Here is a 21,476-nt window from a genome sequence, read left to right as displayed (position 1 = left end):
TTCCCGCACAGGAGAGCGGATCGAGGAACCGGCGCTCTCTGCCCTGACCGCGTCGGATCCTCACGATCGGCTGTTCAGGACCGCACATTCTGGCGGCCGATGCACCTGAAGGGCTGCGGTGCCGTGGGTGGGTTGAGGGTCCCACCCTGGCGCCGCGGCTCGTCGGGTACGACCAGAGGTCGTCACGTAGGCCCCTTGTCGGACACATCCGGAGCCCGGCGGGTATGCCGGAGCTTCGAGGCGCGGGCCCACCGGACGCGAAAGGTACGCTCGCACACGTGCCCTCCATGAACGACCTCGTACGCCAGCACACCGCCCTCGGTGACTCCGACCTCGAGTGGCTGCATCTGCTGGTCTCGGAGTGGCAGCTGCTCTCCGACCTCTCCTTCGCCGACCTGGTCCTCTGGGTTCCCACGCGCGACGGGACCCGCTATGTCTCCGTGGCGCAGATGCGGCCCAACACCGGCCCCACCTCCTACCAGGACGACATGGTCGGCCACCTCGTCCCGCGCGGCCGCCGGCCCCTCCTCGACGCCGCCCTGGACGAGGGCCGCATCGTGCGCGAGGGCGACCCGGAGTGGCGCGAGGAGGTGCCGGTGCGGGTCGAGTCCATTCCCGTACGCAGGGAAGGGCGCGTCCTGGGCGTGATCGCCCGCAACACCAACCTGCTGACCGTGCGCACCCCTTCACGGCTCGAGCTGACCTACCTCCAGTCGGCGTCCGATCTCGCGCAGATGATCGCCGCCGGGTCGTTCCCCTTCCAGGGGCAGCAGGTCGACATGGACGCCTCCCCGCGCGTGGGTGACGGTCTGCTGCGGCTCGACGCCGAGGGGGTCGTGCAGTACGCGTCGCCGAACGCGCTCTCCGCGTACCACCGCCTCGGCCTCGCGTCGGATCTCGTCGGCCACCACTTGGGCAAGGCGACGGCCGAACTCGCCCCGTCCCGCGGGCCGGTGGACGAGGCGCTTGCCAAGCTCGCGAGCGGGTGGGCGCCGCGGGAGTTCGAGATCGAGGGCGGCGACGGAGTGATCCAGCTGCGCGCGATCCCCCTCAAGCCCAAGGGTCCCCGCATCGGTTCGCTCGTGCTCGTGCGGGACGTCACGGAACTGCGCCGCCGCGAGCGCGAGTTGATCACCAAGGATGCGACCATCCGGGAGATCCACCACCGGGTGAAGAACAACCTTCAGACGGTCGCCGCGCTGTTGCGGCTGCAGGCCCGCCGCATCGACTCCGCCAAGGGCCGCGAGGCGCTGGAGGAGGCCGTGCGCCGGGTGGGCTCCATCGCGATCGTCCACGAGACGCTCTCCCAGAACCTCGACGAGCGCGTGGAGTTCGACGAGATCGCCGACCGGGTGCTCGCGATGGTCGCCGAGATCTCGCCCGGCAAGGTGGCGGGCCGGCGCACCGGCCGCTTCGGCATCCTGGACGCGGAGGTCGCGACGCCGCTGTCGATGGTGCTCACGGAGATTTTGCAGAACGCTCTGGAGCACGGCTTCCGCGAGGGGGACACCGGCACGGTCGAGGTGTCCGCCGTGCGGGGTGGCACCAGCAAGGAAGCGCGGCTGCTGATCACCGTCCAGGACGACGGCATCGGCCTGCCCGAGGGCTTCGACCCGCACCGCTCCGGCAATCTCGGCCTGCAGATCGTCCGCACCCTGGTCGAGGGGGAGCTGGGCGGCACCTTCGACATGGTCCGCGCCCCGGAGCGCGGCACGCGGGTCGTCCTGGACATTCCGGTGCGCGGCGACAAGTAACGACGCGCCCACAGAAGAAGGACGCGCCCACAGAAGAAAGCAGTGAGCCCCGGACCTGTGTGGTCCGGGGCTCACTGCTCACGTTGCGATGCGCATCGGGGGTACTGCGCGGCTGCGGCTCGGGGGCGGGAGTTGCGTACTCGCTGTACGCGCCGCCAAGCTCAGGCTCGTGGGGGGCGTGGGCGTCAGGCGCTGGCCTGGCGTGCACGGTTGCGAGCGGCGCGGCGCTTCATTGCACGGCGCTCGTCCTCGCTGAGGCCACCCCAGACGCCGGAGTCCTGGCCGGACTCGAGCGCCCACTGCAGGCACTGCTCCATGACGGGGCAGCGGCGGCAGACGGCCTTGGCTTCCTCGATCTGCAGCAGCGCAGGACCGGTGTTGCCGATGGGGAAGAAGAGCTCGGGGTCTTCCTCGCGGCAAACGGCGTTGTGACGCCAGTCCATGGCTGCTACCTCTCCTTGGTATTACATGCGGGTTGCTTGTGAATGTGAACGCTTTCACGAATCCCCCCGCACGGGAAGGGCCGACGCCCAGTTACCTGGTGTGGACCTGTGGTGGAGGAGGGGTTCTGGCGATCTGTGGGGCCGATGTTGCGGGCCGTCCCGATCGCCATGTAGAGATTCGCAAACCTCGGCTGCGGATACAACCCCTTCAGGAAAGTTTTTTTTGATTCCTCAGTGTCGACTGGGTCACAGCCGTACTTCTATGGGGTGGACCCTGGTCTAAACGTTCGAGTGAAAGGACTTTAGCCCCTTCTGCTCACACAATCACACGCAGTGCACGGCGTACGCCTGTGAACGTCACGCTCGTCCGGAGCCCCAAGTGGTCACCGTCCATCTGGAGGGGCAGGGGCACCTTCGAATGCAAGGTGAAGTCGGTGAGGTCGTGGAGCGTAACCGCGTGCTTACCGTGCGGTCCGCGCTCGGGTGTCGAGGTCAGCAGCTGGGTGCCGTACCGGGCCACCGCGGCCGTCGAGAGCTTCTTCAGACCGAGCACGTCCAAGCCCGTGTCGAAGGAGGCCTGCGGGGACGCGTACAGAGGGCGATTGCCCAGGTAGGAGTACGGAGAGGTGTTGCAGACTATCGACATCACCAGGTCCGTCACCGGGTCCTCGCCGGGCCGCTCCAGGGTGATCATTCCGTGCCTGCGATGGGGCTCGTCGATGAACTGGCGGAGCACCTGGCGCACATAGAGGGCGTGCGTCGAGCGCCGCCCGAGCTCGCGCTGCTGTTCGACTCTGCCGACCACTCCACCGTCGAAGCCGAGACCCGCACAGAACGTGAACCAGCGCGACGGCACGGCCTCGTCCTCCGTGCCCGGTGTGCCGCCCGCGATGCCGAGGCCCACCGTGCGCTCGCTGCCCTCGCGCAGGGCGTCCAGCAGGGCGCCGGTGGCCTCCACGGCGTCGTTGGGCAGTCCCAGGGCGCGCGCGAAGACGTTGGTGGAGCCGCCGGGGACGACGGCCAGCCGGGGGAGGCGGTCCGGGTCGGGGCCGTGGTGCAGCAGGCCGTTCACGACTTCGTTGACGGTGCCGTCCCCGCCGAGGGCGACGACCAGCTCGACGTCCTTGCTCTCCGCGGCCTGCCGGCCGAGGTCCCTGGCGTGGCCGCGGTACTCCGTGGTGACCGCGTCGAGTTTCATCTCGCTCGCCAGTGCGTGCACCAGCACATCACGCGTACGCGCACTGGTGGTGGTAGCCGCCGGGTTGACCACGAGGAGTGCACGCATGCGAAGCAGACTACCTAGCGGTCTTGAGACGGCCTAGACCGAGGTGCCGGGGCGGAGGGGCCCGGAGCTACCCTGCTGGAGTGAGTACTGAGCGGAAATCCACCCCCGAAGCCCCGGAGTCGCCCGAGCCGGGCCAGCGGCCCGCGCGGGTGACCGCCGCCGCGGCCCTGGTCGCACTGGAGGGCGTCGCCCTCCTCGCCGGGGGCGTGTACATGCTCGTGATGGGCCTCGCCGGATCACCCGACGATCCGCGGTCGGCCGAGACCGGCGGCATCACGCTGATCGTCCTCGCGCTGCTCCCGCTGCTCGCCGCGCGCGGGCTCCTGAAGCTGCGCCGGTGGAGCCGCGGACCCGCGATCATCACCCAGATCATGGCGCTGCCGGTGTCGTGGCAGATGCTGCAGGCCGACAGCGTGGCGATCCCGGCCGGCATCGTCCTCGCGGTCACGGCCGTCGCCTCACTCGTCTTCCTGATCAACCCGGCGACAACCGAGGCCCTCGGCATCCAGGGCCCCGGCAACGTACAGGATCAGAAGTAAGACGCTCGGACTGACGCTCGGGATCAGGAAAAAGCGACTCTACGGAGAGTGACTACTCCTCGACGAGGAGCTTCTCCCGCAACTGTGCGAGCGTGCGCGCCAGCAGCCGGGAGACGTGCATCTGCGAGATGCCGACCTCCTGCGCGATCTGCGACTGCGTCATGTTGCCGAAGAAGCGCAGGAGCAGAATGCGCTTCTCGCGCGGGGGCAGGTCCTCCAGGAGGGGCTTGAGCGACTCGCGGTACTCGACGCCCTCCAGGGCCTCGTCCTCGGCGCCCAGGGTGTCCGCGACGGCCGGCGACTCGTCGTCCGTGTCGGGGACGTCCAGGGACAGCGTGGAGTAGGCGTTGGCCGACTCCAGGCCCTCGAGGACCTCCTCTTCGGAGATGGCCAGCTTCTCGGCCAGCTCGTGCACGGTGGGGGAGCGGCCGTGCAGCTGGGACAGCTCGGCCGTCGCCGTCGTCAGCGCGAGCCGCAGCTCCTGGAGGCGACGCGGGACGCGGACAGCCCATCCCTTGTCGCGGAAGTGCCGCTTGATCTCGCCGACGACGGTCGGTGTCGCGTACGTGGAGAACTCGACGCCGCGCTCCGGGTCGAAGCGGTCCACGGACTTGATCAGGCCGATGGTGGCGACCTGGGTGAGGTCGTCGAGGGGCTCGCCGCGGTTGCGGAAGCGGCGCGCCAGGTGCTCGACGAGCGGCAGGTGCATGCGGACCAGCTGGTTGCGCAGCTCCGCGTACTCCCGACTTCCGCCGTCCAGGGTGCGCAGCTCGATGAACATCGCGCGTGCGCCGCTGCGGTCCTGCGGATCGTGCCGGCCGTGCTGGTGCTCGCTCATGTTTCCCGCCCGTCGCCCGCCGCCCCGGCCGGAGAGCTGCTTGAGCTCGTCCTTGGCGGTCGGCTCTGCCTGCTCCGACACATCGGCCACCCTCAGCGGACCCGGCTGGTCCGGCTCCTCCGGGTGCGGTTTGGCCTGCTGCTCGGGGATTCCGGTGGTCATACGGCGCAACCCCTCCCTGCCGGCGGCGGGCAGACCCTGTGTGCCGCGCTCTTCGTCCCGCACCGGCCCGTCCCCGTCCCTCACGCCGGCCCGGGTCCCGCGCCGCGCTTCTTGTAGAGGCTGATCGAGACGGTGTTGTCCTCGGCGACCGTCGAGTCCACCTGGCCCGCGAGGGCCGACAGCACAGTCCAGGCGAAGGTGTCCCGCTCCGGGGCCCGGCCGTCGGTCGTGGGCGCCGAGACCGTCACTTCCAACGAGTCGTCGACGAGCCGGAAGACGCAGCTGAGCACCGAGCCGGGCACGGCCTGCTGGAGCAGGATCGCGCAGGCCTCGTCGACCGCGATGCGGAGGTCCTCGATCTCGTCGAGAGTGAAGTCCAAACGCGCCGCGAGGCCGGCAGTCGCCGTCCGCAGCACCGACAGGTAGGCACCCGCAGCAGGAAGGCGGACCTCCACGAAGTCCTGATTCCCGGGCTCGCCTGCGATCTGGGACACCCTCACCTCCAAGGTGGTACAAGCACTTTCGGGGTTCCGGGACCGCCGCCCAGCGGTGGTCCGGACTGCGTCACACGGGTAACGCACCACGTCGTTCTGCGGTGACGCTACCGCGCTCCCCAGCTCCGTGTCCCGGGGACCCCGCCTTGATGCTGTCACTCATAGTAAGCCTATGAGTACGGACAGTGGCTAGGGGTCGCGCAAGCCCAATTGGAAACAACGAGCGCCGGGTTGACGTACCCAGGCGTCAGACGATCGAACCGTCCACAAAGCACCAGCGCCAGCTCTCCCCCGGCTCGAAGGTCCTCATCACAGGGTGTGAGGTCTCCTTGAAGTGCGCCGTCGCGTGCTGGAAGGGCGACGAGTCGCAGCAGCCGACATGACCGCACTCCAGGCACAGGCGCAACTGGACGGGGTGGCTGCCGGCCGCCCGGCACTCGAGACACGTATCGCTCAGCGGGGACACCTCGGGGTGCGGTAGCGCTGCGACGTGCGGGCACTCGTTCATGATTGCCAGGTTACGACGGGAACACGGAGGGTGGAGGGGTCTGCCGATGGATGTATTGCCCCTGGTGGGACTGATCGCGGCGAGCGCCGTGGTGGCCGGGGCGGCGCGCAGGACCCCGGTGCCGGCACCGCTGCTCCTGGTCGGGGTGGGGCTCATCGCCTCGTACGTGCCCGGAGTGCCCGACTACCACCTCGATCCGCACATCGTGCTGCCGCTGATCCTGCCGCCCCTGCTGCACACGGCCGCCCTGGAGAGCTCCTATCTGGACTTGCGCGCCAACATCAGGCCCGTCGCGCTGCTCTCCGTCGGGTACGTCCTGTTCGCCACGGTCACCGTCGGCTGGCTCGCCTATCTGCTCGTCCCCGACCTGCCGCTGGCCGCCGCACTCGTCCTCGGCGCCGTGATCGCGCCCCCGGACGCGGTCGCCGCGACCGCCATCGCGCGGAGGGTGGGGCTGCCCTCGCGGATCACCACGATCCTGCAGGGCGAGTCCCTGGTGAACGACGCGACCGCGATCACCGCCTACAAGGTGGCCCTCGCGGCGGCGGTCGGCGAGGGCGCGAGCTGGTCGGGCGGGGTCCGGGAGTTCCTGGTGGCCGCGGTCGGCGGGGTCGGCGTCGGGCTGCTCCTCATGGTGCCGATCCACTGGCTGCGCACCCACCTGAAGGAGACGATGCTGCAGAACACGCTGTCCCTGCTCATCCCCTTCGTCGCGTACGCCGCCGCGGAGCAGGTCGGCGCCTCCGGAGTGCTCGCCGTGGTCGTCGTCGCCCTCTACCTCGGCCACCGCTCCTGGCAGGTCGACTTCGAGACGCGGCTGCAGGAGGCCGCGGTGTGGAGGGTCGTCGCGTTCATCCTGGAGTCGGCGGTGTTCGCGCTCATCGGCCTGCAGCTGCCCGTGGTGCTCAGGGGGCTCGGCGAGTACAGCGTGGCGCAGGCGGTCTGGTACGCCGTCGGGGTCTTCGTCTTCGTCGTGGTGATGCGCTTCGTGTGGTCGTATCCGGCGACGTACCTCCCGCGCGGCCTTTCGGCACGGATCAGGGAGCGCGAGGGGGACGTGGACTGGCGGCGGCCGCTGATCGTCAGCTGGGCCGGGATGCGCGGTGTGGTGTCACTCGCCATCGCCTTCTCCATCCCGCTCACCATGGAGGACGGGGAGCCCTTCCCGGCGCGCAACCTTGTCTTGTTTCTTACGTTCACCACGGTCATCGGAACGCTCGTCGTGCAGGGCCTGTCGCTGCCTTGGCTGATCCGTGTCCTGAAACTGCCCGGCCGTGACGCGCAGGCGCAGACGCTCGCCGAGGCGCAGGCGCAGAACGCCGCCTCAGAGGCCGCGGAGGCACGGCTGGAGGAACTCATGCAGGACGAGCGCAATGGCCTGCCACAGCCCCTCCAGGACCGTCTGCGCACCGTCCTGGAGCGGCGCCGCAACTCGGTGTGGGAGCGGCTGGGCCAGGCCAACCCGGTGACGGGGGAGTCCGCGGACGACACCTACCGCCGGCTGGCGCGCGAGGCGATCGCCGCGGAGCGCGAGGTCTTCGTGAAGATGCGGGACGAGCGGCGCATCGACGACGAGATGATGCGGACGCTGCTGCGCAAGCTGGACCTGGAGGAGGCGGCCGCCCACCGGGAGATCGAGGAGTGAGGCGGCCTACTCGGCGCCGGACGCGGCGGCGGGCTCCTCGCGGGTGCCGGTGATCACCGCGGTGAGGCGCGTGCCGGGCCGGAAGGCGCCCTCTTCGGAGAGGACGGTCAGGGCGTACAGGAGCTTCGCCACGTAAAGGTGTTCTACGGAGAGGCCGATTTCGCGGCCGTGCCGGTCCTCGAAGTCCTCGGCGAAGGCGATGAGCTCCGGTGGGGTGCGGGCGTAACCGCCCCAATGGAAGCGGTCGTCCAGGCGCCAGTTGGCGGTCGGTTCGCCGAACGTCCGCCGTTGCAGGGTCGCTATGTCGTCGCCCAGGAAGCCGCCCTTGAGCACCGGTATGCCGAGGGCCCGCCGGTCCGGGCCGAGTCCGGCGGCAAGGCCCGCGAGGGTGCCGCCGGTGCCGCACGCGACGGCCGCCACGTCGGTGTGCTCGCGCAGCTCCTCCCCGAGAGCCGTGCAGCCCCGCACGGCGAGGGTGTTGCTTCCGCCCTCGGGGATCACGTACGCGGCCGGGGCGCCCGTCGCGCGAAGGAGCGCCGCCAGGGTCTCCGGCTCGGCCTTCCGCCGGTACGTGCTCCGGTCGACGAAGTGCAGGCGCATGCCGTCGGCCGCGCAGCGCGTCAGTGACGGGTTGAGGGGGCGCCCGGCGAGTTCGTCGCCGCGGACGACGCCGATCGTGGCGAAGCCCAGGAGCCGGCCCGCCGCGGCGGTGGCGCGCAGGTGGTTGGAGTAGGCGCCGCCGAAGGTGAGGAGAGTGTCGTGGCCCGCGTCGGCGGCGGCCCGCAGATTCAGGGCGAGCTTGCGGTACTTGTTGCCCGGCAGGTCACGGTGGATCAGGTCGTCCCGCTTGAGGAGCAGCTGGACGTCGCGACGGGCGAAGCGGTCGTCCGCTATGGGCTGCAGCGGGGACGGCAGCCGGGGGCGCAGGCCGACGGGCGGGGTGGGACGCACCCCGCCATTGTCTCCCGTGGCTCGGGGTCCGACAGGGGGAGCCCTTCGCAGGGGGCTCCCCGGGCGTTCCTCGGCGCCGGGGCCTGCGTGGGAGTGCAGGGCCTGCGGCGCCTACGGGGTTACTTCAGGCGCTCCTCGATGCGGGCCCGCATCGAGTCCATCGTGAAGCCGCGCGGGTCGATCTTGCCCGGCTGCCACTCCAGGTGGCCGATCACCGAGCGCTCCGTCCAGCCGTGGACGCGGCAGACCGCCGCCGAGGCCCTCTCGATGGCATCCAGCTGGGCCTCGGGCCACGGGTCCTCGCCGTCTCCGAGGTTCTCGCACTCGAAGCCGTAGAAGTGGCGGTTGCCGTCGGTGTTCGCCTCGTTGTCCGGAGGCAGCCGCTTCTCGGCGATGACCGCGCGGAGCACGTCGTCGTCGCCGAGGCCCGCGTGGTTGGCGCGGCCGTAGCCGACGAGGTGGACACGGCCGTCCTTGGTGATGACGCCGTGGCAGAGCGGCCCGGGGAGCGAGGCGAAACCGTCGCGGCAGATCTCCACCGTGCGCTCGCTGCCCGAGGTCACGGTGTGGTGGATCACCACACCGTGCACGGGGCCCCAGGGGCCTTTGTGGTTGCGGTTGTGGTGCTCCCAGTCGCCGACCTCGACGACGGTCACGCCTTCGTCCCGCAGGGCCTCCAGGAACCTGCCCGCGGACATGGGTGGGGCCATGACCCCTCCTTTGCAAGGCGGGACGGCCGCCGGTCGCAGGCCGTCTCGTATGCCCTGCTTGTACCGGAACTCCGGTGCCCGGACCAGTTGTTCGGAATCGATCCGAGGGCTGTTCGGGCACCGTGCGAGCCGATCCGGTCAGTTGCCGTGCAGGAAGCCGTCCCCGTGCGTCGCGACATGGGACTCCACGGCCTGCAGCGCCTGCTGGGTTTCCTGCGAGGAGCCGGTGCCCCGGCGCTCCGCGAAGTACGCGGCGCCGAGCTTCTTCAGGAGGGCGTCGCCGGCCCGCTTCTCCTGGACCTCGTCGATCTTCTGCTTGCCCTGAGTGAGGCCCCGCTGGGCCTGCTCTTTCGCGCGATCGAGGAAGCCTGCCATTGCTGTCTCCTGCCGGTTGGTGCGGACGGGGCGAACGGGTTGAGCAGTGCCTCTTCCGCATGGGTTCAACGGTGTCGCGGATCTTGGAGTTCCCTGTGACTCCGAGCCCATCAGGCTGCCCGGTGCGACACCTCCCGAGTTGCGCCGAACGGGTGGAAACGCGCCTCCTGCCCCGCTGGGGCGTGATCCATTCCCGCTCATTTGTGTAATGGCGCGGCCACGTTCCGTGCTGGAAGGCTTGGGCGGGCACATCACCGCAGGCATCAGATCACCGCATCAGATCAGCGCAGGCATCAGATCACCGCATCAGATCAGCGCAGGCACCAGATCACCGCAGGTATTTCGGGAGGGCAAAGCCATGTCGGTAGGCGAAGAGATCCGGACCGAGTCGGAGAAGCCGCAGCAGAGTCTCTGCACATCCGCCGCACGGAATCTGGCCACCACCACCAAATCCGCGCCGCAGATGCAGGAGATCAGCTCCCGCTGGCTGCTGCGGATGCTGCCCTGGGTCCAGGTGCAGGGCGGCACGTACCGGGTGAACCGAAGGCTGAGCTACTCGGTCGGTGACGGCCGGGTGACGTTCGTGAAGACGGGCGACCAGGTGCAGGTCATCCCGGCGGAGCTCTGTGAATTGCCGGTGCTTCGGGACTTCGACGACCAGGACGTGCTGGGGGAGCTGGCACAGCGCTGCCAGCAGCGGGAGTTCGCCGCGGGCGAGGTCCTGACGTCCTTCGGCAGCCCGGCGGACGAGGTGTTCCTGCTCGCGCACGGCCGCGTCGAGAAGGTCGGCACGGGTCCCTACGGCGACGACACGGTCCTCGAGACGCTCGCCGACGGCTCCTACTTCGGCGAGCAGGCGCTCATCAACCCCGAGACCATCTGGGAGTACACCGCGCGTGCGGTGACCGCGTGCACCGTCCTCACCCTGCCCCGCCAGGACCTCGAACAGGTAGCGGAGCGCAGCGAGTCGCTCCGCGGCCACATCCAGCGGCTGCGGTCCATCCCGGCGCAGCGCACCAACAAGTTCGGTGAGGCGCCCATCGACCTGTCCGCCGGCCATGTCGGCGAGGCCGTGCTGCCGGGCACCTTCGTGGACTACGAATCGGCACCGCGTGAGTACGAGCTGAGCGTCGCCCAGACCGTGCTCCGCGTCCACACGCGCGTGGCCGACCTCTACAACCAGCCGATGAACCAGACCGAGCAGCAGTTGCGGCTGACCGTCGAGGCACTGAAGGAGCGCCAGGAGCACGAGCTCATCAACAACCGCGAGTTCGGCCTCCTGAACAACTGCGAGTACGACCAGCGGATCCAGCCGCACCACGGCGTGCCCAGCCCCGACGACCTGGATGAACTGCTCAGCCGCAGGCGCGGGTCCAAGCTCTTCCTCGCGCACCCGCGCGCGATCGCCGCGTTCGGCCGCGAGCTCAACAAGCGCGGACTCGTCCCCGAGACCATCGACATGGCGGGCAACAGGATCCCCACCTGGCGCGGGGTGCCGATCTTCCCGTGCAACAAGATCCCGGTCACCGAGGCCCGCACCACCTCCATCATCTGCATGCGTACGGGCGAGGAGGAGCAGGGCGTCATCGGTCTGCGCCAGACCGGCATCCCGGACGAGATCGAACCGAGCCTGTCCGTACGGTTCATGGGCATCAGCGAGCAGGCGATCATCTCCTACCTGGTGTCGACCTACTACTCCGCCGCGGTGCTCGTGCCCGACGCGCTCGGCGTCCTGGAGAACGTCGAGATCGGCCGCTGGACGTGACCCCGCGGCCGTGTCCCCGGGCGCGGCACGGGGTACACCCCCTCCGTACGCGCCCACAGGCCGAGGAACAGCCACCGTCCGCATCCTTCGCGGGGTGAGTCCATGACGGACACGACGACGGACCCGGCAGGCACAACGGCGGGCGCAGGTGCGGTGGCGGGGGCAGCGGCGGCGGGTGCGGCGGCAGGCGCGGTGGGTGTGCCGGGGAGCGACCCCGAGTCCGGTGACGGATGCGAGGCCGTGGAGATCCTGGCGTCGACGCGGGCGCACGTCGATCCGGAGCTGTGCAGGGCGATCGACACGCTGCCCGGGTCGTTGCGCCGGGTCGCGCTCTACCACTTCGGGTGGGAGCGCGCGGACGGCACACCGGCCGCCGGGCACGCGGGCAAGGCCATCAGGCCCGCCCTCGTGCTCACCGCGGTGCGGGCGCTCGGCGGGGAGCCCGCACTGGCCGTGCGGGCGGCGGCCGCCGTCGAGCTGGTCCACAACTTCACGCTCCTGCACGACGACGTGATGGACCGCGATACCACGCGCAGGCACCGGCCCACCGCCTGGACCGTGTTCGGCGTCGCCGACGCGATACTCGCCGGTGACGCCATGCAGGCACTGGCGCAGCGGCTGCTCGCCGACGACCCCCACCCGGGGGCCGCGGTGGCCGCCGCCCGCCTCGCCACCTGCGTCATGGAGCTCTGCGCGGGGCAGCAGGCGGACTGCGAGCTGGAGCGCCGCGACCCGGACGAGGTCACGCTGGACGAGTGCCTCGCCATGGCCGAGGCGAAGACGGGGGCGTTGCTCGGCTGTGCCTGTGCGCTGGGGGCGGTGTACGCGGGGGTGGGGCGGGAGGAGATCGACGCGCTCGACGGGTTCGGCCGGGAGGCGGGGCTCGCGTTCCAGCTCATCGACGACGTCATCGGGATCTGGGGCGATCCCGGGCGCACCGGCAAACCCGCGGGCGCCGACCTCGCCGTCCACAAGAAGTCCCTGCCGGTCGTCGCGGCCCTGGCGTCGGGCACGCCGGCCGCGGCCGAACTGGCCGAGCTGTACCGGAGGCCGCCCGGTGGGACGGAGGGGGATCCACAGAGCGCGGCGTGCGCGGCCCGCGCCGTGGAGAGCGCGGGCGGCCGCGACTGGGCGCAGGTGCACGCGGCCGACCGGATGTCCCGCGCGATAGTCCTGCTCGCCAGGGCGGTTCCGGACCCGGAGTCGGCGGGGGGTCTGCTGGCACTCGCCGAGTTCGTGACGCGGCGTACGCATTGAAGGGGCGTGCGTAGGTGAAGGGGCGTACGCACTGAAGCGGCGTACGGAGTGAAGGGATATGCGTAGTGAAGGGGTGTGCGGGGGCTCTCTGTGGGAGTGGGGGTGATCGCTTACGCTGCAACCGGCGGTCGGCGGCTCGTAGTTGAAGAGTGCGTGGACGCGCCGTCGGATGCGGGCGAGCGGTGAGGGGCGGGCTATGGGCGTGGCGATCCGGAGGGCCGGAGAAGGTGACCGGGAGGACGTGGTCCGGCTGCTCGACGCGGCGTTCATGCAGGACCCGGTGAGCAGTTGGATCTTCCCCGGCGAGGAGTACCGGCTGCGTACCCATGGTGCGTTGATGGGCGCCTTCTTCGACCTCGCGCTCGGCGAGGGATATGTCGACATCACCGAGGACGGCGCGGCCGTGGCCTTGTGGTGGTCCGTTCCCGCGGGCGAGCACCACGAGGGCGATGACGACGGCCCGGCCCTGCTGCGCCAAGCCGTCGACGCCGACAACGAACGCGTCGAGACCGTCGGCAGGCTGACCGAAGCGATCCACCCGACCGACCGCGCGCACGAATACCTCCACCTCATAGCCGTACACCCGGACCGGCAGGGCGAAGGGCTCGGCACGGCACTCGTCACCGCCGTACTCGACCGGTGCGACCGCGAGGGCCTGCACGCCTACCTGGAGGCGAGCAACACCCGCAGCCGCGACCTGTACGCGCGCCTCGGGTTCGCCTTCATGGGGACGACGCTCGATCTGCCCGACGGCCCCAGGATGTGGCCCATGTGGCGTGAGCCGCGGACGGCGGGGGAGGCGGCCGTCTAGCGGGCGGTCGAAGGGCTGCCCCGGCGGGCCTGACCGGAATACTCTGAGCGGTATGGGCAGCGAAGGGCCAGGGCCCGGCCCCGCCCCGCAGGACGAGCCGGTGTGCGCGGCCTGCGGAGGGCCGGTGGGTACGGCGATCCGGCGGCGCAAGGTGCTTGGGGTGTTCGTCCCCGTGTGGGGCCCCGGGCCGTGCCGCAACGCGCAGTGCGAGGCGTGTGTCGACGAGGTGGACGCGGAGTCGGCTCGGCCGGGAGGCAGGGGGAGCGGCCGGGCGAGTGGGCGCGCGAGTGCGAGGCGTTCCCGGTCGCGGTACGGCAGAAGGCCGGCCGGGCCCGGCGACGGCGAGAACAAGTAGCCCCCCCCAGGGCGGCACGGCCGCGTGATCGGCTGTGGCGGCAGTGGCGGTAGGGTCCCCGTTGGTTCGGTGAAGGTGCCGGTGGGGGGCGGGGTGCGATGAAGGAACGGTGGGGTGTGCTCGCCCTGGCGGCGGCCGTGTTGGTGGGATGCGGCTCCGGTGCGGGGACGGACGACGGATCGCTGCCCGCGTATGCGCGGGAGCCCGGAGTGCCACGCGTGGAGAGTGAGGACGATGTGCCCGCGCTCCCGCTGGAGCGTTACGAGTTCAGCAGCAAGGACGACAAGCGCATGGGGCAGGCGCGCAGTCGCCTGCAACGGAAGTGCATGCGGACCTTGGGGTTCGACGACTTCCCGCTCGATCCCGGCTTCGGCCCTCTGGGCGGGGCCCGTATGTCGGAGTCCTTCACCTCGACGCTGGTCCGGGTGTCCCCGTACGGGATGCTCGACCTCGACCAGGCCCGCCGCTGGGGCTACGGCCTCGACCCCGACCGTGCGAAGGCGCTGGAAGCGGAGCTGGAGCCGACGGGGCGAGACCTGACGTCGCGGGAGTACGAGGCGCTGTACGGACCCGACACCGGGAAGGGCGGCCGCTCGGTGAACGGCCGGAAGGTCCCGGAGGGAGGCTGCGCCGCGGAGGCGACGCGGCAGACCACGAGGGGCGTGGCCGATTCGGGGCGTCTCTGGGGTTATGTGCCCCAGCGCATCGAGAAGATCGACAAGGCCGTCGCCAAAGACGCCCGGGTACGCAAGGCCTTCCGTGACTGGTCGCGCTGTGTCGAGGACAAGGGTTTCAAGCGGTACGGGAGCCCGGCGCAGGCTTTCGGTGACAAGGCGTGGTGGAAGGGGGGCGAGGACGGCAACACCGGGCGTTCGCAACGGGAGTTGGGTACGGCGGTCGCCGACGTCGAGTGCAACCGGAAGCTGAACACCGCCGGTGTGTGGTGGAGCGTGAGCAACGAGAAGCAGCGCGAGGACCTGCGCCGCAACAGGTCCCGGTACGAGGCCGTGCGCAAGGACCAGGACCGGGTACGGGCCGAGGTCCGCGCGGCGCTCGGCGAGAAGTGACGCCGGGGCGGCGGGGCGGCGGTCGGGCTGGGCGACGGCTCGGCGTATCCGTGTTCCTGTGTGCCCGCCTGCCCGCCTGCCCGCCTGCCGCCTGCCGCCTGCCCGTCTGCCGTCTGCCCGCCCGGCCCCCCGGGCGTCCCGCTACCCCGTGATAGACACAGGGGATGACGATCTGCGGTCGGGTGTTCGATGCCGTGCTGTGTGACCTCGACGGTGTGATCCGGTTCTACGACATGGCGGAGCTGGAGGAGCTGGAGCGCACGGCCGGGCTGTCATCCGGCAGTACCGCCGAGATCGCCTTCCGGCCCGAGACCGACATGCCGCTGATGCGCGGCGAGATCACCAAGGAGCAGTGGATCGCGGCGATCGCGGACGGCCTCGCCGACCGGGTGCCGTGGGCGCGCGGGCACGAGCTCGGGACGGTGCTCGCCGAGACCAAGTTCCGGGCCGACGACGCCGTGGTGGGGCTGCTGCGGCAGGCGCGTACGGCCGGGCTGCCCGTCCTGCTCGTCACCAACGCGACGCCGTGGCTCGCCGACGATCTCGCCCTGCTCGGTCTCACCGGTCCTGGCGGCTGCCTCGACGACGTCGTCAGCAGCGCCGACCTCGGCATCACCAAGCCGGACCGGCGCATCTACGAGACGGCCGCCGAGCGCGCCGGTGCCGCCCCGGACCGCTGCCTCTTCGTGGACGACCGGCAGGAGAACGTGGACGCCGCCGTCGCGCTCGGCATGACCGGCCTGCTCTACCGCGAACCGGCCGACCTGCGCGCGGTGTTGGCCCGGCTGATCTGACCGCGGCGGTCGTGGGCGGCTCTCAGCAGGAGTCCTCCAGATACGTGCGGGCCAGGGCCGCGGCGCCGGTGAGCCAGTCGGTGATCACCGCGAGCTCCTCCGCCGAGTACCGCGCGCAGAGCTCGGTGAGCAGCTTGGAGTACGGGCCGTAGACGGCCTGCACCCGCTCGGCGGCGGCCGGGACCGGGGTGACGAGCACCCGGCGCCGGTCGGTGGGGTCGGGTCTGCGCTCCACGAATCCGCCGCGCTCCAGGCGGTTCAGGATGCCGGTGACGGCGCCCGTCGTGACCTGGGCCCGGCCGGCCAGGTCACCCGCGGTGACCGGCGCGTCCGCCTCCAGGACGTGGGCGAAGCAGACCAGGTCCTTGACGCTCAGGCCCAGGTTGCGAGCCAGTTCCTGACGGCCGATCAGGTTGGTGGCGACGAGGTCGTCCAGCGCGCCGATGGCGTCCGCCGCGGAGACGGCGGGGCGGGTCTTCCCCTGCTTCCCCTGCATTCCCGGCATTGAACTCCCTTACTGGCTAAGATAAATTACTTACCTGCTAAGACATCTTACGGCGTGTGTGCGCGTACAAGAAGGAGGCAGGAACGTGAGTGGACTCCACGACGAGGGCCACACTGTCGCGGGGTGGACGGGCTCCCTCATCGCGATGCTCGGGGCCGTGTCCGCGGGGGTGGGCGTCGTCGGCTGGCGCCCCGGGCTCTGGCTGGGGGCCGGTCTCCTGGTGGTGGCGCTGCTCGCCACGTGGGTCCTGCACCTTGCGGGCTGGGGCAAGCCGCCGACGCCGCGCAGCCACGACCTGCGGTGAGGGGCGCCGAAGCGTCCTGACGGTGTGGAGGGTGCGCCGGTGGCTCCGTCCGCCTACCTCCGGCGCACCGCGTCCAGCGCCGGCGCGATGACGGCGAAGACCCGGTCCGTCAGGGCGGCCGGGTCCTCCGCCCCGTCCCCCGCGCTCCACCTCTGCAGCACGGCTCCGAAGGCGGACAGGGCGATACGGGCGGCCAGTTGGGGATAGAGGTCCGTCCGCGGGTCCAGGTCGAGGCGGTGGGCGAGTTCCTCGGCGAGTTCGTCGCCCCACTGTGCCTGGCGTTCCAGGAAGCGGGCGTGCAGGGCGGGGCTTTCGAGTATCAACTGGGTGACGCGCAGGGCCTGTTGGCCCGGCCCCGCGCAGGCGTTCACGGAGACCCAGACGGTGTGGCGCAGTGCCACCGACGGCGGTTCGTCCGCCGGGCGGGACGCCAGCTCCGCGCGCATGTCGGTGCCCACGTCGGCCAGCAGGTGGATCACCACGTCCTCTTTGGACGCGAAGTACCGGAAAAAGGTCCGCTTGGACACCCCCGCGACGGCCGCGATCTCGTCGGCCGTGACCGCGTCGAACCCCCTCCGGGCCAGCAGCCGCAGCGCGGCCGACGTCAGCTCGTCCGAGACGAGTTGGCGCTTGCGTTGGGCCAGGCTCACTTCCGGGTGGGTACTCACTGCCTCAGTGTACATTTCGTGCCCTGCGCGGCATCAAGAGTACGAGGCGGCATCGAAAGCAACTAGAGGCATTAAAGGCAAGTCTTGACGCCGAGTGTCACGTGGGGCAGCTTGTGTCGTATGAGTAATCAGCGTGGCTGGACCGCCGAGCAGATCCCTGACCAGAGCAACCGAGTCATCGTCGTCACCGGGGCCAACAGCGGCCTCGGTCTCGCGACCACCCGGGCCTTGGCGCGCAAGGGCGCGCGCGTGATCCTCGCCGTACGCGACGAGGCCAAGGGCCGGGCCGCGGCCGAGCGGCTCACCGCCGAGATCCCGGGCGCCGCCCTTGAAGTGCGGCGCGTCGACCTGGCGGACGTGGACTCCGTCCGCGCCTTCTCCGACAAGCTGCACGCGGATCACGCGCGCCTGGACGTGCTCGTCAACAACGCCGGCCTGATGGCGCCGCCGAACCGGCTGCTCAGCCCCCAGGGCCACGAGCTGCAGTTCGCCGCCAACCACCTCGGCCACTTCGCGCTCACCGGGCTGCTGCTCGACCTCCTGGAAGCCGGGGACGACCCCCGCGTCGTGACCGTGAGCTCTCCCAACCACCGCCAGGCGAAGCTCTTCTTCGACGACATCAACGGCGAGCGCAAGTATTCGCCGATGGGCTACTACAACCAGTCGAAGCTGGCGAACGCCGTCTTCGGCTGGCAGCTCCACCAGAAGCTGACCGCGGCTGGGAGCCCGGTGCGCAGCCTGCTCGCCCACCCCGGCTACACCTCGACCAACCTTCAGACGAGTTCGCCCGCGGGCATGGTGAAGTTCCTGTTCGGGCGGCTGCTGCTGCCGCTCGCCCAGACCCCCGCCCAGGGCGCGCTGCCCACGCTGTTCGCGGCGACCGACCCGAGCGTGACGGGTGGCCAGTTCATCGGCCCCGACGGGATGGCCGAACTGCGCGGCGCGCCGAAGACGGTGGAGCTGGCGCCGCGGGCCGCGGACGAGGAGAGCGGCCGCAGGCTGTGGGACCTCTCGGAGGAACTCACCTTCGTGCGCTTCGCGTTCCGCGCCGCCGCCTGACCGGCGAAGGGCGAACGGAGATGACTGCGAAGGGGGAGCGAGGATGACCACGAAGACCGCGGGGAGCAGTCCCTGGATCCGCCGGTACCGGCCGGCCGAGGGGGCGCGCGCGAGGCTGCTGTGTCTGCCGCACGCCGGCGGCTCCGCCTCGTTCTACCTGCCGTTCGCCCGTGCGTTCGGGCCGGAGGTCGACGTACTGACGGTGCAGTACCCGGGGCGGCAGGACCGCTGGCACGAGCCGTGCGTCGACTCCGTCACCGGTCTCGCCGACGCGCTGCTCGACGAGGTGCTGCCGTGGGCCGACCGGCCGCTGGCGCTCTTCGGGCACAGCATGGGTGCGATGGTCGGTTACGAACTGGCCGTACGCCTGGAAAGCGCGGGTTCGCCGCCGCTGGCCGTGTTCGCCTCCGGCAGGCGCGCGCCGTCCCGGCTGCGCGACAACCCGTCGCCCATCCATCTGCGGGACGACCGCGGCCTGATCGACGAACTGCGGGCGCTCAGCGGCACCGACGCCCGGGTCTTCGAGGACGAGGAGCTGCTGCGCAGGGCGCTGCCCGCGATCCGCAGCGACTACAAGGCGGCCGAAACCTACCGGTACGTACCCCGTCCCCCGCTGTCGGCGCCCATCCACGTGATCGTTGGCGCCGACGATGGCCGAGTCACGCCCGAGGAGGCCGGTGCCTGGGCCGAGCACACTGAGGGCGGCTTCGAAATGGAGACCCGGCCCGGCGGGCATTTCTATCTCACGGAACAGATGTCAAGCGTCGCCGATACGGTCTCCAGCCGGATTCTAGCGAGAATATTGCCGTGATCCAGCGGAACTATTGCGGAATTGTTTTTATGGTGTGACCTTGATCACGACGAAATCTATCCCCGTAAACCGGCTTGTTTGAGCCAACCGCCTTGTTAGGCTGAATCCACTTTCGGATACGAGTCGTGCGAGGTGTTGGAAAACATGGGGGACGTGGCCGAGATAGACATTGCCGGGCTGCCGGCATACCCGTTCATTGGTCCGGACGACAATCCGTTCATCCCGGTCACGGGATCGGACCTGGAACGGCTCGAAGGGCCCGTGGGGAAGGTCAGGCTTCCGTTCGGGGGGTGGGCGTGGCTCGTCACCCGCCACGAGGACGTGCGGCAGCTGCTGCGGCACCCGGGCTTCAGCTCCGATCAGTACAAGCCCGGGTTCCCGGTGCTGAACCCGATCCCGCCGAAGCAGGACGACGCGTCGGGCCTCTTCATCTTCATGGACGGCGACGCGCACAGCCGGTTCCGCAAGATGCTGACCGCCGAATTCATGATCAAGAACATTCGGCGGATCGAACCGCTCATCGAGGAGACGGTCGTCGAGGCGCTCGACCGGATGGAGAAGCTCGGCGCGCCCGCCGACCTGATGGCGGAGTTCGCGCTCCCCGTCCCGTCCATGACGATCTGCCACCTGCTCGGCGTCCCGTACGCCGACCACGACTTCTTCCAGGACCACAGCCGCGTGATCATGGACAGGAAGTCGGGCCCCGCGGAGGTCGAAGCGGCTCTCGGCGCCCTCGCCGGCCTCCTCGGCGACCTCGTCGACGCCAAGCGTAAGGACCCCGGCGAGGACCTCCTCAGCCGGCTCACGCTGGAGCGCGTGGACACCGGCGAGCTGCGCAAGGACGAACTCGTCAGCCTGGCCATGCTCCTGCTGGTGGCCGGCCACGAGACCACCGCCAACATGATCGGCCTCTCGGCGCTGGTGCTCCTGCAGCACCCCGAGCACCTCGAAGCCCTGCGCGAGGACCCGTCGCTGGCGCCGGGCATGGTCGAGGAGCTCCTTCGCTACCTCACCGTCGTACGCACGGGGCTGCCGCGCCTGGCGATGGAGGACGCGGAGATCGGCGGGCAGCAGATCCGCGCGGGCGAGGGCGTCGTCGCGATGCTCGCGATGTCCAACCGCGACCGGTCGGTCTTCTCCGACCCGGACCTGTTCGACCCGCAGCGGCGCGAGGCGCACCGCCACATGGCGTTCGGCTTCGGCCTCCACCAGTGCATCGGCCAGCCGCTGGCCCGCGCCGAGCTGCGCGTGGCACTCGTCGAACTGGCCCGCCGCTTCCCGAAGCTGCGCTCCGAACTCTCCCTCGCCGACGTCCCGCAGCGCCCCATGGCCGTGACGTTCGGTGTGGCCGAGCTGCCGGTGACGTGGTGACGTGATGACGATGCGGATCACGGTGGACAGGGGGCTGTGCGCGGGCGCGGGCAACTGCGTGGCGACGGTCTCGGAAGTGTTCGACCAGGACGAGAAGGAGGGGCTCGTGCTGCTGCAGATCGCGGAGCCGCCCCAGGATCTGTACGAACTCGTCGAGACGGCGGCGCAGATGTGCCCGGTGGGCGCGATCGAGATCGAGGAGCGTGTGCCTGCGTCGTCATGAGGGCGGCGCCCGCGCCGTCCCTCGCTCGGAAAATCTGAATAGGCCGGTGCGTTCTTTTTCGCTGGGCGAAATATGCGCGACGAAAAAGAAGGCTCGATCAACGGGGGGTCTTCCAATTGAACCGGGGAAGTCAGCGAAGTCAGGCACGAATCATCATTTGTGATCCGCATCCCTATGCGCGTCTCGGCATCCGGAGATCGCTGGAAAAGGATCCCGCACTGTCCGTCGTCGCCGAGGTCGCCGAGCTCTCGGAGCTCCTTTCCGCGGCGGAATTGTGTGATCCGGATGCCGTGGTGCTCGACGGGCAACTGCATCTCGGCCACGCCCGGGAACTCGCCGGTGTCGATGCCGCGCTCGTCGTCGTCGGGGACACGGATTCAGCCACCCGCTGGATCAGCCTCACGCAGGTGAACGTGGGTGCGCTGGTGCACTGCTACGACCCCGTGGAAGACCTCGCCGTGGCGGTCCGCAAGGCGGTCGACGGCACCGGTTACGTCTCGCCCGGTCTCAGCGGGGCGCTGCTCAAGCTCACCCGGGCCATGGCCCCGCGCCACCTCTCGGCGGTGCCCACACATGCGCCGCTCACCTCCCGCGAGTCCGAGGTGCTGCAACTGGTGCGCAGGGGGCTCGCGAACAAAGAGATCGCCCGGCGGCTCGGCCTGAGTGAGAAGACGATCAAATTCCACGTCTCCAATGTGCTCGCCAAGGCCCATGTGGCTTCCCGGGCACAGCTGATCGCCCTGGCGCCGGCCATGTGAGGACGGCGCGCTGGTACGCGACGA

At 70.2% G+C, this 21,476-nt stretch carries 23 protein-coding genes and 1 pseudogene; 14 read left to right on the top strand and 10 right to left on the bottom strand.

Annotated features, from left to right (window positions below):
* Positions 1-287: 287 nt before the first annotated feature.
* Positions 288-1,754: a sensor histidine kinase gene (locus ACZ7LU_RS13335; RefSeq protein ID WP_398301450.1), complete on the top strand. Its 1,467-nt coding sequence runs from the start codon at positions 288-290 to the stop codon at positions 1,752-1,754.
* Positions 1,755-1,939: 185 nt separating this feature from the next.
* On the opposite strand, the gene ACZ7LU_RS13330 is transcribed toward ACZ7LU_RS13335, so the two are convergent.
* A complete protein-coding gene (locus tag ACZ7LU_RS13330) occupies positions 1,940-2,197 on the bottom strand; it encodes a WhiB family transcriptional regulator (RefSeq protein WP_016639615.1) in 258 nt (85 codons plus the stop codon).
* 316 nt (positions 2,198-2,513) lie between these two features.
* Entirely contained in the window at positions 2,514-3,482 is a 969-nt protein-coding gene (locus tag ACZ7LU_RS13325) for a diacylglycerol/lipid kinase family protein (RefSeq protein ID WP_398301038.1), read from the bottom strand.
* An 80-nt stretch (positions 3,483-3,562) separates the two neighbouring features.
* Between ACZ7LU_RS13325 and ACZ7LU_RS13320 the strand changes: the two genes are divergently transcribed.
* Positions 3,563-4,021, top strand: a complete 459-nt coding sequence (locus tag ACZ7LU_RS13320) for a hypothetical protein (RefSeq protein ID WP_468311280.1) — start codon at positions 3,563-3,565, stop codon at positions 4,019-4,021.
* A 52-nt stretch (positions 4,022-4,073) separates the two neighbouring features.
* Here ACZ7LU_RS13320 and ACZ7LU_RS13315 read toward each other — a convergent pair whose 3' ends face one another.
* The 3 genes from ACZ7LU_RS13315 to ACZ7LU_RS13305 form a co-directional block, all read right to left on the bottom strand.
* Entirely contained in the window at positions 4,074-5,084 is a 1,011-nt protein-coding gene (locus ACZ7LU_RS13315) for an RNA polymerase sigma factor SigF (protein ID WP_398301042.1), read from the bottom strand.
* A 17-nt stretch (positions 5,085-5,101) separates the two neighbouring features.
* Positions 5,102-5,515: an ATP-binding protein gene (locus tag ACZ7LU_RS13310; RefSeq protein ID WP_030780840.1), complete on the bottom strand. Its 414-nt coding sequence runs from the start codon at positions 5,513-5,515 to the stop codon at positions 5,102-5,104.
* Positions 5,516-5,762: 247 nt separating this feature from the next.
* The gene (locus ACZ7LU_RS13305) at positions 5,763-6,023 is read right to left on the bottom strand and encodes a UBP-type zinc finger domain-containing protein (RefSeq protein WP_365358711.1); all 261 of its coding nucleotides are present in this window, start codon (positions 6,021-6,023) and stop codon (positions 5,763-5,765) included.
* A gap of 46 nt (positions 6,024-6,069) precedes the next feature.
* On the opposite strand from ACZ7LU_RS13305, the gene ACZ7LU_RS13300 reads away from it, so the two are divergent.
* Complete coding sequence (locus ACZ7LU_RS13300; RefSeq protein ID WP_471916749.1) at positions 6,070-7,668, top strand: Na+/H+ antiporter; 1,599 nt, start codon at positions 6,070-6,072, stop codon at positions 7,666-7,668.
* 6 nt (positions 7,669-7,674) lie between these two features.
* Here ACZ7LU_RS13300 and ACZ7LU_RS13295 read toward each other — a convergent pair whose 3' ends face one another.
* The 3 genes from ACZ7LU_RS13295 to ACZ7LU_RS13285 all read right to left on the bottom strand — a co-directional run bounded on the left by ACZ7LU_RS13295 (position 7,675) and on the right by ACZ7LU_RS13285 (position 9,704).
* A complete protein-coding gene (locus tag ACZ7LU_RS13295) occupies positions 7,675-8,619 on the bottom strand; it encodes a 1-aminocyclopropane-1-carboxylate deaminase/D-cysteine desulfhydrase (protein WP_471916748.1) in 945 nt (314 codons plus the stop codon).
* A 119-nt stretch (positions 8,620-8,738) separates the two neighbouring features.
* Positions 8,739-9,329, bottom strand: coding sequence for an N-acetylmuramoyl-L-alanine amidase (locus ACZ7LU_RS13290; protein ID WP_398301048.1), 591 nt, complete (start codon positions 9,327-9,329; stop codon positions 8,739-8,741).
* Positions 9,330-9,467: 138 nt separating this feature from the next.
* Positions 9,468-9,704: a hypothetical protein gene (locus ACZ7LU_RS13285; RefSeq protein WP_398301050.1), complete on the bottom strand. Its 237-nt coding sequence runs from the start codon at positions 9,702-9,704 to the stop codon at positions 9,468-9,470.
* Positions 9,705-10,062: 358 nt separating this feature from the next.
* Between ACZ7LU_RS13285 and ACZ7LU_RS13280 the strand changes: the two genes are divergently transcribed.
* From ACZ7LU_RS13280 to ACZ7LU_RS13260, 5 genes are all read left to right on the top strand, one after another.
* Positions 10,063-11,469, top strand: a complete 1,407-nt coding sequence (locus tag ACZ7LU_RS13280) for a family 2B encapsulin nanocompartment shell protein (RefSeq protein WP_471916747.1) — start codon at positions 10,063-10,065, stop codon at positions 11,467-11,469.
* Between the two features lie 102 nt (positions 11,470-11,571).
* The gene (locus ACZ7LU_RS13275; protein ID WP_471916746.1) at positions 11,572-12,726 is read left to right on the top strand and encodes a family 2 encapsulin nanocompartment cargo protein polyprenyl transferase; all 1,155 of its coding nucleotides are present in this window, start codon (positions 11,572-11,574) and stop codon (positions 12,724-12,726) included.
* Between the two features lie 196 nt (positions 12,727-12,922).
* On the top strand, positions 12,923-13,537 hold the full coding sequence (locus ACZ7LU_RS13270; RefSeq protein ID WP_468564184.1) for a GNAT family N-acetyltransferase: 615 nt from the start codon (positions 12,923-12,925) through the stop codon (positions 13,535-13,537).
* 453 nt (positions 13,538-13,990) lie between these two features.
* Positions 13,991-14,959 (top strand): hypothetical protein, encoded by a 969-nt coding sequence (locus ACZ7LU_RS13265; RefSeq protein ID WP_471916745.1) that lies wholly within the window; start codon positions 13,991-13,993, stop codon positions 14,957-14,959.
* A 164-nt stretch (positions 14,960-15,123) separates the two neighbouring features.
* Positions 15,124-15,753, top strand: coding sequence for an HAD-IA family hydrolase (locus tag ACZ7LU_RS13260; RefSeq protein WP_471916744.1), 630 nt, complete (start codon positions 15,124-15,126; stop codon positions 15,751-15,753).
* A gap of 22 nt (positions 15,754-15,775) precedes the next feature.
* On the opposite strand, the gene ACZ7LU_RS13255 is transcribed toward ACZ7LU_RS13260, so the two are convergent.
* Entirely contained in the window at positions 15,776-16,249 is a 474-nt protein-coding gene (locus tag ACZ7LU_RS13255; RefSeq protein WP_471916743.1) for a MarR family winged helix-turn-helix transcriptional regulator, read from the bottom strand.
* A gap of 94 nt (positions 16,250-16,343) precedes the next feature.
* Here ACZ7LU_RS13255 and ACZ7LU_RS13250 point away from each other — a divergent pair.
* Positions 16,344-16,553: pseudogene (locus ACZ7LU_RS13250) on the top strand (HGxxPAAW family protein); the annotation flags it as partial.
* Between the two features lie 62 nt (positions 16,554-16,615).
* Here the strand turns inward: ACZ7LU_RS13250 and ACZ7LU_RS13245 are convergent.
* Positions 16,616-17,245 (bottom strand): acyl-CoA-like ligand-binding transcription factor, encoded by a 630-nt coding sequence (locus ACZ7LU_RS13245; protein ID WP_468092299.1) that lies wholly within the window; start codon positions 17,243-17,245, stop codon positions 16,616-16,618.
* A 105-nt stretch (positions 17,246-17,350) separates the two neighbouring features.
* Here ACZ7LU_RS13245 and ACZ7LU_RS13240 point away from each other — a divergent pair, with 105 nt between their 5' ends.
* The 5 genes from ACZ7LU_RS13240 (at position 17,351) to ACZ7LU_RS13220 (ending at position 21,452) form a co-directional block, all read left to right on the top strand.
* Positions 17,351-18,289, top strand: coding sequence for an oxidoreductase (locus ACZ7LU_RS13240; protein ID WP_471916742.1), 939 nt, complete (start codon positions 17,351-17,353; stop codon positions 18,287-18,289).
* Positions 18,290-18,332: 43 nt separating this feature from the next.
* Entirely contained in the window at positions 18,333-19,100 is a 768-nt protein-coding gene (locus ACZ7LU_RS13235; protein ID WP_471916741.1) for a thioesterase II family protein, read from the top strand.
* A 144-nt stretch (positions 19,101-19,244) separates the two neighbouring features.
* The gene (locus ACZ7LU_RS13230; protein WP_468564195.1) at positions 19,245-20,471 is read left to right on the top strand and encodes a cytochrome P450; all 1,227 of its coding nucleotides are present in this window, start codon (positions 19,245-19,247) and stop codon (positions 20,469-20,471) included.
* 4 nt (positions 20,472-20,475) lie between these two features.
* The gene (locus ACZ7LU_RS13225; RefSeq protein WP_471916740.1) at positions 20,476-20,694 is read left to right on the top strand and encodes a ferredoxin; all 219 of its coding nucleotides are present in this window, start codon (positions 20,476-20,478) and stop codon (positions 20,692-20,694) included.
* Between the two features lie 116 nt (positions 20,695-20,810).
* On the top strand, positions 20,811-21,452 hold the full coding sequence (locus tag ACZ7LU_RS13220; protein WP_468092307.1) for a response regulator transcription factor: 642 nt from the start codon (positions 20,811-20,813) through the stop codon (positions 21,450-21,452).
* Positions 21,453-21,476 lie beyond the last annotated feature (24 nt).

This window comes from Streptomyces sp. NPDC039462 (assembly GCF_055639375.1).
This window is presented reverse-complemented; position numbering and strand designations above follow the sequence as displayed.

Coding starts and splice junctions, on each gene's coding strand:
- ACZ7LU_RS13335 (WP_398301450.1), top strand. CDS start 288: ATGAACGACCTCGTACGCCAGCACACCGCCCTCGGTGACTCCGACCTC.
- ACZ7LU_RS13330 (WP_016639615.1), bottom strand. CDS start 2,197: ATGGACTGGCGTCACAACGCCGTTTGCCGCGAGGAAGACCCCGAGCTC.
- ACZ7LU_RS13325 (WP_398301038.1), bottom strand. CDS start 3,482: ATGCGTGCACTCCTCGTGGTCAACCCGGCGGCTACCACCACCAGTGCG.
- ACZ7LU_RS13305 (WP_365358711.1), bottom strand. CDS start 6,023: ATGAACGAGTGCCCGCACGTCGCAGCGCTACCGCACCCCGAGGTGTCC.
- ACZ7LU_RS13300 (WP_471916749.1), top strand. CDS start 6,070: ATGGATGTATTGCCCCTGGTGGGACTGATCGCGGCGAGCGCCGTGGTG.
- ACZ7LU_RS13290 (WP_398301048.1), bottom strand. CDS start 9,329: ATGGCCCCACCCATGTCCGCGGGCAGGTTCCTGGAGGCCCTGCGGGAC.
- ACZ7LU_RS13285 (WP_398301050.1), bottom strand. CDS start 9,704: ATGGCAGGCTTCCTCGATCGCGCGAAAGAGCAGGCCCAGCGGGGCCTC.
- ACZ7LU_RS13280 (WP_471916747.1), top strand. CDS start 10,063: ATGTCGGTAGGCGAAGAGATCCGGACCGAGTCGGAGAAGCCGCAGCAG.
- ACZ7LU_RS13275 (WP_471916746.1), top strand. CDS start 11,572: ATGACGGACACGACGACGGACCCGGCAGGCACAACGGCGGGCGCAGGT.
- ACZ7LU_RS13270 (WP_468564184.1), top strand. CDS start 12,923: ATGGGCGTGGCGATCCGGAGGGCCGGAGAAGGTGACCGGGAGGACGTG.
- ACZ7LU_RS13265 (WP_471916745.1), top strand. CDS start 13,991: ATGAAGGAACGGTGGGGTGTGCTCGCCCTGGCGGCGGCCGTGTTGGTG.
- ACZ7LU_RS13260 (WP_471916744.1), top strand. CDS start 15,124: ATGACGATCTGCGGTCGGGTGTTCGATGCCGTGCTGTGTGACCTCGAC.
- ACZ7LU_RS13255 (WP_471916743.1), bottom strand. CDS start 16,249: ATGCAGGGGAAGCAGGGGAAGACCCGCCCCGCCGTCTCCGCGGCGGAC.
- ACZ7LU_RS13245 (WP_468092299.1), bottom strand. CDS start 17,245: ATGTACACTGAGGCAGTGAGTACCCACCCGGAAGTGAGCCTGGCCCAA.
- ACZ7LU_RS13240 (WP_471916742.1), top strand. CDS start 17,351: ATGAGTAATCAGCGTGGCTGGACCGCCGAGCAGATCCCTGACCAGAGC.
- ACZ7LU_RS13235 (WP_471916741.1), top strand. CDS start 18,333: ATGACCACGAAGACCGCGGGGAGCAGTCCCTGGATCCGCCGGTACCGG.
- ACZ7LU_RS13230 (WP_468564195.1), top strand. CDS start 19,245: ATGGGGGACGTGGCCGAGATAGACATTGCCGGGCTGCCGGCATACCCG.
- ACZ7LU_RS13225 (WP_471916740.1), top strand. CDS start 20,476: ATGACGATGCGGATCACGGTGGACAGGGGGCTGTGCGCGGGCGCGGGC.